The sequence below is a fragment of the Caulobacter flavus genome (genome assembly GCF_003722335.1).
In the GTDB taxonomy this organism is placed as follows: domain Bacteria; phylum Pseudomonadota; class Alphaproteobacteria; order Caulobacterales; family Caulobacteraceae; genus Caulobacter; species Caulobacter flavus.
In genome coordinates, this window is record NZ_CP026100.1 from 2,420,526 (window position 1) to 2,432,591 (window position 12,066).

The following is a 12,066-nucleotide window of genomic DNA, read 5'->3' on the forward strand; positions in this document are numbered from 1 at the left end:
AAAAGTGTCATCAACCTGTGAAATAGACGCGGCGCTGAAAACAAGCGGCGCCGGGGCACGAGTCTCGTGGCGGCGTCGCCACGGGGGATGCCTAGATGTTGCAACGGTCCGCTAGCGCGATCGCGATCACCGCCTGTCTGATGTTCGCCGCCCAGGCCCACGCGGCCGACGCTCCGGCGACGAACGCCGCCGACGCCGCGACGGCGACGGCCGACGAACTGGACGGCGTCGTCGTCGTCGGCAGCGGCCAGACCCGCTCGGTCTCGACCCTCACCCCGGCCAGCCTCGAAGTGCTGCCGCCGGGCACCAGCGTGCAGAAGGCGCTGAACTTCCTGCCCGGCGTGATGGCCCAGTCGATCGACGCCCTGGGCGTCAACGAGCAGTCGCTGTCGCTGCAGGTGCGCGGCTTCAACACCACCCACCTCGGCTACACGCTGGACGGCATGCCGCTCGGCGACGGCGCCTACAACAACTACAACGGCCTGACGATCAGCCGCGCGCTGATCTCCGAGAACCTGGGCCGCGCCGATCTGGCCACCGGCATCGCCGGCCTGTCGATCCCGTCGACCAGCAACCTCGGCGGCGCGCTGATCTACGTCTCCAGCGATCCGAAGAAGGACATGGGCCTGTCGATCAGCCAGAGCTTCGGCAGCGAGGACACCCTGCGCACCTTCGCGCGCTTCGACACCGGCGAGTACAACGGCTGGTCGGCCTATCTGTCGGGCCAGTACAGCGAGCAGGACCTGTTCGTGAACCAGCCGGCCTACAACAAGTCGACCGGCAAGCAGTTCAACGGCAAGCTGACCTACAAGGGCGAGCGCGGCCAGGTGACGGCCTTCGCCGACATCTCGCGCACCAACCAGGCCGACGACGCCTACCTGTCGAAGGACATGCGTACGCGCCTGGGCTGGGACTGGGGCGGCTATGCGCCCAACTGGGACGCCTACGTCGCCCGCGCCGCCTGCTCGGTGCCCTCGCTGGCCTCCAAGTGCGTGACCTCGACGGCGCCGGAAAAGCTGTCTGACGTGACCTTCACCAACGGCCAGATCCTGCGCAACGACGACCTGTTCTACGTCGCGGCCGACTTCGACGTCACCGACACCCTCAAGGCCCACGGCCAAGTCTACAAGCACGAGAACAAGGGCGCGGGGAACAACTTCATCACCGGCCTGTCGACCCAGGGCACGACGTCCACGGCCGACGACCTGCCGGTGCAGATCCGCGACACGCGCTACACCATCGATCGCGACGGCGTGGTCGCCAGCCTGGCCTGGACCGTGGGCTTCAACCACCTGCAGGCCGGCCTGTGGCTGGAGCAGAACACCAGCAGCGCCGCGCGCTACATCTGGACCAACGTCACCGGGCCGTTCAGCCTGGCCCAGTACCTGAAGGGCCGCCCCGACACGGCCCAGTGGGTGCAGAAGACCGACTGGACCACCCAGCAGTTCTACGTCCAGGACACCATCACCCTGCTGGACGACGCGCTGAGCATCGACTTCGGCTTCAAGAGCACCAACGCCAAGTCGACCGCCACGGCCCTGCCGGGCATCGCCAAGGCTCCCGCCGCGGCCTCGACCCAGTTCGCCAGCGGCTCGCTGAAGGCCTCGGACAGCTTCCTGCCGGAAGCGGGCGCGCGCTGGCGCATCGCCCCCGGCCACGAGGTGTTCGCCAGCTACGCCGAGAACATGGCCATGTTCCAGGGCGGCTTCAAACTGGGCCCGCAGTCGGTGTCGCAGGCCGTCTGGGACGCCCAGGGCAAGTATCTCGAACCCGAGACCTCCAAGAGCTTCGACGCCGGCTACCGCTATGTGGGCGAGACGCTGCAGATCTCGGTGTCGGCCTACGAGGTCGATTTCGACAACCGCCTGCTGCAGTACAATCCCTGCCCGACCAACCAGCAGCAGAACCCCGGCTGCGGCAACTCCTTCCACAACGCCGGCAGCGTCACCAGCAAGGGCGCCGAGATCGGCGTCCTGTGGAAGCCGCTGTCGTGGCTGAACTGGTACAACTCGGCCTCGTACAACGAGTCCACCTACGACGAGGACCTGAACTGGTGCTCGGGCGCGACCTGCGTGGTCAAGAAGACGGCCGGCAAGCAGCAGGTCGACACGCCCAAGGAGATGTTCGCCAGCGTGGTCAGCCTCAAGCGCGGTCCGTTCTCGGCCTCGCTGCAGGGCAAGTACACCGGCCGCCGCTACTACACCTACACCAACGACCAGAGCTTCGGCGGCTACACGACCTTCGACCTGGGCCTGGGCTACAGGTTCGGCCAGGCGGGCTTCATGAAGGGCGCCAAGGCCTCGCTGAACATCACCAACCTGACCGACAAGCGCTATGCGTCGAACTTCGACAGCAGCGTGTTCGCGCCGGACGACGCGACGGGCAGCATCTTGGTGTTCCACTCGTCGGCGCCGCGACAGTTCTTCGCGACGATCGGCTTCGACTTCTAGGGCGGGCTCGCCAGACCGAAACCTCGCAACGGCGGGCGGCCCTGGCGGTCGTCCGCCGATCTGCGTCAAGGAGATCCCCGATGCGCCGTTCGATCCTGCTGGCCCTGGCCACCGCCACCCTGGCGGGCGGCGCGCACGCCCAATCCTCGCAGGCCCACCTGGTCAAGCACTGGAGCCAGGCGGCCGGGGACGAGGTCGTCACCTTCCAGGGGCGGACCTTCGTCAATCACGGCCTGGTCGCCGTCGGCCGCCTCGACGCGGCTGCGCGCGACTTCAAGGGCGACACTCTGGGCTCGTTCTCGGGCATGGCGCTGCGGTCGTGGCGGCGGCTGCCCGACGGGCGCTACGAGGGCGACCTGCTGACCCTGCCCGACCGGGGCCCCAACGGCGTCGGGTCGGTGGCGGGCACGGTCGACTACGCCAACCGGCTGCACGCCCACCGGCTGACCCTGGACGGCGGGCGGCTGACGATCACGCCGACCGGCGGCTTCCTGTTGCGGGACGAGACCAACCAGCCGTTCACCGGCAAGGACCCGGGCGGCAACGTGCTGAGCCGGCGCGGGATCCGCTACCCTTCGCCCGCGAGCGGCGAGGGCGCGGGCCGGATCAGCCTGGACTCCGAGGCCCTGGCCTACCTGCCGGACGGAAGCTTCTACGTGTCCGACGAGTACGCGGCGGGGATCTACCTGTTCGACCAGACGGGACGGCAGACCGGCGCGATCCAGGCGCCGCCGGCCCTGCTGCCGATGCACGGCGAGAACCAGGTCGACTTCACCGCCGAGCGCGCGCCCGACGCGGGCCGGCGCAACAACCAGGGCCTGGAGGCCCTGGCGGTGACGCCCGACGGCCAGCGCCTCGTGGCCATCCTGCAGAGCGCCACGGTGCAGGACACGGCCGGCAAGGACGCGGCCACGCGCAACGTCACCCGCGTCCTCGTCTACGACATCAGCCAGAGCCGGACGCCCGCGGCGCCGATCGGCCACTACTTGCTGCAGCTGCCGACGGTGCGCGAGGCCGGCGACGGCGGGCCCGCCGACGCCACCGCCGCCCAGTCGGAGATGCTGGCCCTGAACGATCACCAGTTCCTGGTGCTGGCCCGCGACGGCAACGGCCGGGGCAAGGGCTCGACCAACGCGCCGGTGTTCAAGAGCGTGCTGCTGGTCGACATCGACGGCGCGACCAACCTGGCGGGCACGCCGTACGAGCAGACCGCCAGGCCGGTCGCCAAGGACGGTGCGCTGGTCGCCGGGCTGAAGCCCGCCGCGCAGGCCGAACTGGTGAACCTGCTCAATCCGGTCCAGCTGGCCAGGTTCGGCATGAACCTGCAGGTCGCGCCGTCCGACCGCTTCAGCCTGTCGGAGAAGTGGGAGGCCCTGGCGTTGGCGCCGGTCATGGATCCGGCCGCGCCGAACGACGTCTTCCTGCTGGTCGGCAACGACAACGACTTCGCCGTCGCCGACGGCCACGTCAACGGCCAGGCGTTCGACGCGGGCCTGCGCGACGTCAAGGGCAGCGGGAGCGGCGACAACGACAGCGTCATCCTGGTCTATCGCCTGACCCTGCCGGCGGGGCTTGCAGCCGCCGCCTCCGCGGGCGCAGAGCGATAGCGTCCGGCGCGCCGGGGCGAACCGGACGTCCCGGCGGGCGTTGAAGCCCCGCGACCGGTCCCGCCTGGACCGGGTTTGCGGGAGCCCGCCGTGACTTATGTGAGCCGCGCCGTCTTCGCCGGCGCCAGCCTGCTGCTGTTGCTGGCGGCCTTGAGCCTGGTCGTGCTGGGCGTCAACGAGGCCGTCGCCAGCCTGCGCGATCCTGGGCAGTCGGGCGCCGAGGCGGTGCTGGACGTGCTGGGCTACATCATCGTGGCGACCGCCGTGTTCGACGTGGCCAAGTACCTGTTCGAGGACGAGGTGCGGCGCGGCAACGAGAAGCGCAGCGCCGCCGAGGCGCGACGCAGCCTGACCAAGTTCCTGTCGACCATCGTCATCGCCCTGTTCCTCGAGGCGCTGGTGGTGGTGTTCAAGACCGCGCGGAGCGACGTCGCCCAGCTGGTCTATCCCACCATGCTGCTGGCCGCCGCGGTCCTGGTTCTGGTGGGACTGGGCGCCTACCAGCGCTTCTCGGCCGCGGTCGAGGAGAAGGTCGGCGACGACGACGACGCCGAGGTCCGCAAAGAGAAAAGCCGCCGACGCGGAAGCGCCGGCGGCTGAGGCTGGGCGTTCGGCCCGCGACTAGTTCAGGTCGAGCCGGTCGGCGTTCATCACCTTGTTCCAGGCCGCGACGAAGTCGGCGACGAACTTGTCCTGGGCGTCGGCCTGGGCATAGACCTCGGCCAGAGCCCGAAGCTCGGCGTGGGAGCCGAAGATCAGGTCCACGCGCGTGGCCGTCCAGCGCGGGTCGCCGCCCGCCCGGGGGCTGCCGGCGAAGGCGTTGACGGCCGTCGGGCTCCAGGTGGTGCCCATGTCGAGCAGGTTGACGAAGAAGTCGTTGGTCAGCGCGCCCGGATGTTCGGTGAACACCCCGGCCTTGGAGCCGCCGGCGTTGGCGCCCAGCACCCGCAGGCCGCCCACCAGGACGGTCAGTTCGGGGCCGGACAGCCGCAGCAGCTGGGCGCGGTCGACCAGGGCCTCCTCGGGGGCCATGAACTGGGTCCCCTCGCGGCGATAGTTGCGGAAGCCGTCCGACAACGGCTCCAGCGGGGCGAAGGAGTCGGCGTCGGTCTGCTCGGCCGTGGCGTCGGCGCGGCCCGGGACGAAGGGCACGGTGATCCGCGAGCCGCCGGCCTTGGCGGCTTCTTCGATGGCCGCCGCCCCGCCCAGCACGATCAGGTCGGCCAGCGAGATCTTCTTGCCGCCCTCGGCCGCGCCGTCGAACTGGGCCTTGATGCCTTCCAGCACGCCCAGCACCTTGGCCAGGACCGGCGGGTCGTTGACCTCCCAGTCCTTCTGCGGAGCCAGGCGGACGCGGGCGCCGTTGGCCCCGCCGCGCTTGTCCGAGCCCCTGTAGGTCGAGGCCGAGGCCCAGGCCACCGAGACCAGTTCCGAGATCGACAGGCCGGAGGCCAGGATCTGGCGCTTCAGCTCGGCGATGTCGGCGGCGTCGACCAGCGGGTGGTCGACCTCGGGGATCGGGTCCTGCCAGATCAGGGTTTCTTCGGGGACCAACGGGCCCAGATAGCGCTGCTTGGGACCCATGTCGCGGTGGGTGAGCTTGAACCAGGCGCGGGCGAAGGCGTCGGCGAACTGGTCGGGGTTCTCGAGGAACCGGCGCGAGATCTTCTCGTATTCCGGGTCGAAGCGCAGGGCCAGGTCCGTGGTCAGCATCCGCGGCACGTGGGTCTTGGAGCCGTCATAGGCGTCGGGAATGTCGGCCGGGGCGTCCTTGGCGCGCCACTGCTTGGCGCCGGCGGGGCTTTCGTGCAGCTCCCACTCGAACTTGAAGAGGTTCTCGAAGAAGTGGTTGCTCCATCTGGTCGGGGTCTGGGTCCAGATCACTTCCGGGCCGCCGGTGATGGCGTCGGCGCCGATCCCGGTGCCGTGCTTGCTGGCCCAGCCGAGACCTTGGGCCTCGATCTCGCCGCCCTCGGGCTCGACGCCGACGAAGGACGGATCGCCCGCGCCGTGGGTCTTGCCGAAGCTGTGGCCGCCGGCGATCAGGGCGACGGTCTCCTCGTCGTTCATCGCCATGCGGGCGAAGGTGTCGCGGATGTCGCGCGCGGCCGCCTTCGGGTCGGGATTGCCGTTGGGGCCTTCCGGATTGACGTAGATCAGGCCCATCTGCACCGCGCCCAGGGCCGGATGCAGCTGGCGCTCGCCGCTGTAGCGCTCGTCGCCGAGCCAGGAGCCTTCCGGACCCCAGTAGAGCTCCTCGGGCTCCCACTGGTCGGCCCGGCCGCCGCCGAAGCCGAAGGTCTTGAAGCCCATGGACTCCAGCGCGACGTTGCCGACCAGCACGTAGAGGTCGGCCCACGACAGCTTGGAGCCGTACTTCTGCTTGATCGGCCACAGCAGGCGGCGGGCCTTGTCGAGGTTGGCGTTGTCGGGCCAGCTGTTGAGCGGGGCGAAGCGCTGCTGGCCCCCGCCCGCGCCGCCGCGGCCGTCGGTGACGCGGTAGGTGCCGGCGCTGTGCCAGGCCAGGCGGATGAAGAGGCCGCCGTAGTGGCCAAAGTCGGCGGGCCACCAGTCCTGGCTGTCGGTCATCAGCGCGTGGAGGTCGGCGATCACCGCGTTCAGGTCGAGGCCGTGGAAGGCCTGCGCATAATTGAAGTCCGCGCCCAGCGGGTTGGAGCGCGGATTATGCTGGTTCAGGCTTTCGAGGCTGAGCTTCTGGGGCCACCAGTCGCGGTTCGCTCGCCCGCGGCCATGGCCCACCGGGCACTGGCCCTGCGCTTTAGGATCGACGTTCCCGTCCATTGTCGGCTTCCTCCGGTTGGCTTGTTGCGTTCGCCATTTCCCCCGTCGGGCCTAGTCAACGCGCCCTTGCAGTCATTGGTACAATTGATTGTTCCTATCGGTTCGATAGACGCAGCCAACCTCAGGCGGCCGTACTCTCCGTGTACCCGCGCAAACGGCGGGCGATGACCTCGCCGACGGCCTCGGCGGCGGGACGTTGCGGGTAGTGGGCGCGCCAGACGATGCGGATGGTGCGGCCGGTCCAGGTGGATAGCGGCCGCAGCACGATGCCGGCGTCCTGGGCCGCGCCGGCGGCCAGGCCCGGGATCAGGGTCGTGCCGTAGCCGGCAGCGACCATGTTGAGCAGGGTCGTCAGGCTGGAGGCGCGCAGGGCCGCGCCGAGCGCCGTGGTCTGGCCGCAGGCCTCCAGCGCCTGGTCGCGCAGGCAGTGGCCGTCGGACAGGACGAGGATGTCGCGGGCCAGGTCCGTCTCGGCCACCGCCTCGCGCGCGGCCAGCGGATGCTCGGGCGGCAGGGCGGCCAGGAACGGCTCGGCGAACAGCGGCACGCCCGTCAGGTCGGGCGCGGTCTCGTCGGTGGCCAGCAGCACGGCGTCCAGTTCGTGGGCGCGCAGGCGCTCCAGCAGGGCGGCGGTCTGGTCTTCCCACGGCTCCAGCTCCAGCGACGGAAGGGCCTCGCGCAGCGGGCCGAAGACCAGCGGCAGCAGATAGGGCGCCAGGGTCGGGATGACGCCCAGCCGGAAGCGGCCGGCCAGCGGATCGCGCAGGCTGCGGGCGGTGGCCAGAACCGCCTCGGCGGCCGTCACCGCCGCGCGGGCGTGGTCGAGCAGTTGCCGGCAGGCGGCGGTCGGGGCGGCGGTCTTGCCGCCGCGCTCGAACAGCACGACGCCCAGCACGTCCTCCAGCTTGCGGATCTGCACCGACAGGGTGGGCTGGCTGACGCCGCAGGCGCGGGCCGCGCGGCCGAAGTGCTCGTGCTCGGCCACGGCCAGAAGGTAGCGGAGGTCTCGCAGGTTCATCGTCCGCTCCCGATAGGTGATGCCTATCGATATCATTGATCTTTGGCGCTTCATTTCAAGGAAAGCCTGCGCCAAGCTCCCGGCGAACGGACGCGAGGAACAGGTCGCGACGCGGAATGATCGCGACCGTCCTCGCCGCCCCGGGAGGACGCTCTGCTATGCCCCATGCCGTGGACGCCGTCCTGCAGGACGAGTTGCGTCGCGCGGGCCTGCCGTTTCGCGGGCCGACCGCGCGGCTGCTGGCGCTGCTGCGCGAGTCCGAGGAGACGCACCTGACGGCGCACGAGATCGCCGAACTGGCGGCCGAGGCGGGCCTGGCCATGCCGCCGGCCGAGGTCGTCCGCCAGGTCGAGGCCTTCGCCGACCACGGCCTGCTGGGACGCCTGCCGACCACCACGGCCGAGCCGGTGTTCGACACCCAGCCCGAACCGCATTTCCACCTGATCTACGAGGACACCGCGCGGATCGTCGACCTGCACGTCTCGCCCGAAACCCTGCTGGCCATGCTGCGCGACGCCTTGGCCCGGCGTCCCGGTGGCGTGGAGGTGGTGGTGGTCATGCGCCGCGAGCCCGGGGCCGCCGGCGGGGGATAAACCAGCGTATGGGTGTCGGGCGACGGGGCGGTGGTCTAAGCCAGTCCCCGTCAGCGTCCATGTTCCGGGCGTGTTTAGAGCAAACGCCATGTCCCCCCGGCGCGCCATCGCCGTCATCGACGACGACGCCCTTGTCCGTTCCGGCCTGGCGCGACTGATCCGCTCGTTCGGGCTGGAGGTCGGCGTCTTCGGCTCGGCGGCCAGTTTCCTGGCCTCGGGACCGGAGACCTGGGGCTGCGTGGTCACCGACATCCACATGCCGGAGATCTCGGGCCTGGACCTGCTGCGCCGGCTGCGGACCAGCCATCCGGACCTGCCGGTGGTGGTGGTCACCGCCTTTCCGGACATGCGCGACCAGGCGATGGCGGCCGGCGCGCGCGATTTTCTCGAAAAGCCCTGTGCGCCCGACAGGATCGAGGCGACCCTGAGACGGATGCTCGACGAGGCGTGATGCGCGGGGGCGCGTCGCAAGTGGATGGGGAGAGGGGATGCCGAGCAAGGCCGAAAGCGCGATCGACGAGACGGTGCAGACCGTCCTGATCGTCGACGACAACGAGATGTTCCGCGGCTCGATGGACAAGCTGTTCCGGTCGGTGGGCCTGCGCACGGCGCTCTACGGCTCGGCCCAGGCGCTGCTCGAGGCGCCTTTACCCGACACCCCGTGCTGCATCCTGGTGGACGTGCGGATGCCCAAGATGAGCGGCCTCGACCTGCAGGAAACCCTGGCCGCGCGCGGCGTGCGCGCGCCCGTGATCGTCATGACCGGCCACGCCGACGTGCCGATGACGGTGCGAGCGATGAAGGCCGGGGCCGTCGATTTTCTCGCCAAGCCCTTTCGCGACCAGGACATGATCGACGCCGTCACCGCCGCCCTCGCCAAGGACGGAAAACGCCGCGCCCTGGCCCGCGACGTTGCCGAGGTGAAGGCCCGCTTCGAGGCCCTGACCCCTCGCGAACAGCAGGTCATGACCCTGGTCACCGCCGGACTGCTCAACAAGCAGGTGGCCGGCGAGCTGGGCCTGCAGGAGATCACCGTCAAGCTGCACCGCGGCAGCCTGATGAAGAAGATGCGCGCCGGCTCGTTCGCCGAGCTGGTGCGGATGGCCGAGGCGCTGGAGCGCGAGCGGGCCGGCGCCTGAGCGATCGGTCCGCCGGACGAGACGGGCGTCGCGTCCGGCGGCCGGCCGGTCAGAATTGCGCGCGCAGTCCCAGCCTGGCGGCGCGTCCGGCCATCGGCGCCCGATAGCGCAGGAACGAGTTGTGGGCGCGGGCCTCGTCGTCGAGCAGGTTGGTCCCGTCGACGAACGCCTGCCAGCGGACGCCGTTGGCCCGGAAGGCGTAGGCGGCGTGCGCGTCCACCAGGGTGTAGGCCTCTGACGGCGCCTCGTTCTTGGCGACCCGCCGCTGGTCCTCGTAGCGCACCGCGCCCAGGCTCGCGCTCCAGGCGCCCATCGACCAGGCGGCGTCGAGGCCGAAGCGCGACACCGGCATGCGCGGCAGGTAGTCCCGTCGAGATTGCGGCGGTAGTACTCCTTGTCCCAGGCCGCGGTGGTCACCGCCGAGGTGAAGGGGCTGTAGCCGTCCGGCAGCGAGAAGCGCGGGGTGCTGCGCACCTTGTCGACGAAGCCGCCGAGCACGACGTCGCCCCAGGCCATGCCCCTGAAGGCGACCGAGCCTTCGATCTCCAGGCCCTCGATCCGGGTGTCGCCCTGGCGCCATTCGCGCACGGGCAGGGTGCGCGAAATGCCGGTGTTGCCCAGATAGAGGAAGTTCTCGTAGTCGGTGCGATAGGCGTTGGCCGACAGCCGGTAGCGGCCCCGTTCGAAGCCGGCCGCCAGTTCGACGGCCTTGGCCCGCTCGACCTTGAGCCGGTAGTCGCCCTGCTCCTCGGTGAGGACGCCGAAGTGGTCGCCGTTGGCGTAGAGCTCGATCAGCGAGGGCGCGCGCTCGGTCTCGTCGTAGCGCGCCTCGACGAACAGGCCCGGCAGGACGGCGTAGCGGGCCGACCCCGAGAAGTCGGTCGTCGAATAGTCGCGGTCCCGGGCCAGAGAGCCCAGCCCGCGTCCGGGGCGGATGGTGCTTTCGTCGACGTCGTAGCGGGTGCGCCCGGCGCGGGCGCCGGCCTTCACCGTCAGGGCGCGCCAGGCGAACTGTTCGGCCCAGTAGACGGCGTCCTCGCGCACGGCGACCGACGGCAGGTAGGCCTTGGCGCCTTCCGTGGCCAGGTCGCGCTGGCTGGCCTGGACGCCGACCAGGCCGCTGAAGCCGGCGAGGGGCGTATGGACCACGTCCAGGCGGAAGTCGTCGGCGTCGGTGCGCAGGCGCGTATGGGCCGCGCCGTCGATCACCTCGCGATCGTCGCTCCTGGTCCGGGCCAGCTGGACGTCGATCCGCTCGACGCCCAGGGCGCGGGGCGTCAGGCCCGCCTTGACGTCGTAGCGCGTCGAGCGGACCTGCAGGTCGATCGGCGAGGGCCTGGGATGGCTGGAGGTGACGTATGCGAAGCCCGGCACGCCGTAGTCGCTGACGTAGCGCTGCACGGCCGCGCCGACATAGCCGTCGGCGGTGACACGGCTGCCGCCGAGGGTGAAGGCCTTGGTGGTCAGGCCGCTGTTGGTCAGCCTGCCGTCCTGGCCCGGATAGAGATCGGTGATGACCTGGCGCTCGGGCGGGGTGCCGTCGACCCAGCGCCCCGTGGCCGGGTCGCGCACCCAGGTGGGCGCGGCGAGGCGGACCTGGCAGAGCGACTGGACGTAGGTGTTGGCCACCAGGGTCTTCCAGGTGCGGCAGGCCTGGTCCTTGGAGCCGGAGGGGATGCGCAGGTCGGGCACATCGCGATAGAGCGCGTCGACGTGCCAGGCCCATTCGCCGCCGCCGCCGTCCAGGCGGGCCATGGCGGCGGAGCCGGTGTTGTAGCCGCCGCTGACCTCGGCGCGTCCCGATAGCGGACGATCGGGAACGGCCAGGGGGATGCGGCCGTCAATCACGTCGACCGCGCCGCCGATCGCGCCGCCGCCGTGCAGGATGGCGGCTGGTCCCTTCGACACCACGATCCGGTCGGCGAGGAACGGCTCGATCGGCGCGGCGTGGTCGCCCGACAGCGACGAGGCGTCGCGCGAGAGCATGCCGTTGACCAGCAGGGCGACGCGGGGGCCCGACTGGCCGCGGATCTCCGGACGTCCGGCGGCGGGGCCGAAGGCGCTGTTCTGCACCCCTGGCGTCCTGGCGAGGGTTTCGCCCAGGCTGGCGGCCCGGACGCGTGCGAGAGCCTCGCCCGCCAGGACCGAGCGTGAGCCGGTGACCAGGGGCTGGTCGTCGGCGCTGGTGACCAGAACGGGCTGGACGGGGGTGGGGCGCTCGGGGGCGTCAGCGGCGAACGCGGGCGCGGCCGCGAGCGGCAGCAGGGAGGCGAAGGCGAGCAGGGATCTACGCAAGGCGGCACACGTCGGGAAAGGCGCGGGACGCGTCGGGGCGTCCCGGCCGCGGCGGGAGGAAACGGAGGGCGCGGCGCCAGCCTGGGACGCGGAGCCCGCTGAACCGTCGCTTCGCACCTCGCGATGAAGTTTTGCGATTATGTTATAACGTAACGATTCTCA

8 protein-coding genes and 1 pseudogene are annotated in these 12,066 nt (G+C 70.6%); 6 read left to right on the forward strand and 3 right to left on the reverse strand.

Annotation, left to right across the window (positions count from 1 at the left end):
• The first annotated feature begins 95 nt into the window (after nucleotides 1-95).
• From C1707_RS11195 to C1707_RS11205, 3 genes are all read left to right on the forward strand, one after another.
• Entirely contained in the window at nucleotides 96-2,450 is a 2,355-nt protein-coding gene (locus tag C1707_RS11195) for a TonB-dependent receptor (protein ID WP_101711466.1), read from the forward strand.
• Nucleotides 2,451-2,530: 80 nt separating this feature from the next.
• Nucleotides 2,531-4,057: an esterase-like activity of phytase family protein gene (locus C1707_RS11200; RefSeq protein ID WP_101711465.1), complete on the forward strand. Its 1,527-nt coding sequence runs from the start codon at nucleotides 2,531-2,533 to the stop codon at nucleotides 4,055-4,057.
• Between the two features lie 90 nt (nucleotides 4,058-4,147).
• On the forward strand, nucleotides 4,148-4,657 hold the full coding sequence (locus tag C1707_RS11205; RefSeq protein WP_101711515.1) for a GNAT family acetyltransferase: 510 nt from the start codon (nucleotides 4,148-4,150) through the stop codon (nucleotides 4,655-4,657).
• A gap of 21 nt (nucleotides 4,658-4,678) precedes the next feature.
• On the opposite strand, the gene katG is transcribed toward C1707_RS11205, so the two are convergent.
• Complete coding sequence (gene katG / locus C1707_RS11210; RefSeq protein WP_101711464.1) at nucleotides 4,679-6,859, reverse strand: catalase/peroxidase HPI; 2,181 nt, start codon at nucleotides 6,857-6,859, stop codon at nucleotides 4,679-4,681.
• A 121-nt stretch (nucleotides 6,860-6,980) separates the two neighbouring features.
• Complete coding sequence (locus C1707_RS11215) at nucleotides 6,981-7,877, reverse strand: LysR substrate-binding domain-containing protein (protein WP_101711463.1); 897 nt, start codon at nucleotides 7,875-7,877, stop codon at nucleotides 6,981-6,983.
• 158 nt (nucleotides 7,878-8,035) lie between these two features.
• Here C1707_RS11215 and C1707_RS11220 point away from each other — a divergent pair, with 158 nt between their 5' ends.
• From C1707_RS11220 to C1707_RS26710, 3 genes are all read left to right on the forward strand, one after another.
• Complete coding sequence (locus C1707_RS11220) at nucleotides 8,036-8,470, forward strand: transcriptional repressor (RefSeq protein WP_101711462.1); 435 nt, start codon at nucleotides 8,036-8,038, stop codon at nucleotides 8,468-8,470.
• A gap of 88 nt (nucleotides 8,471-8,558) precedes the next feature.
• Nucleotides 8,559-8,921, forward strand: coding sequence for a response regulator transcription factor (locus tag C1707_RS11225; protein ID WP_101711461.1), 363 nt, complete (start codon nucleotides 8,559-8,561; stop codon nucleotides 8,919-8,921).
• Nucleotides 8,922-9,042: 121 nt separating this feature from the next.
• Entirely contained in the window at nucleotides 9,043-9,609 is a 567-nt protein-coding gene (locus C1707_RS26710; RefSeq protein WP_240633965.1) for a response regulator transcription factor, read from the forward strand.
• Nucleotides 9,610-10,098: 489 nt separating this feature from the next.
• Here C1707_RS26710 and C1707_RS26110 read toward each other — a convergent pair.
• Nucleotides 10,099-12,021: pseudogene (locus C1707_RS26110) on the reverse strand (TonB-dependent receptor); the annotation flags it as partial.
• Nucleotides 12,022-12,066: the final 45 nt, after the last annotated feature.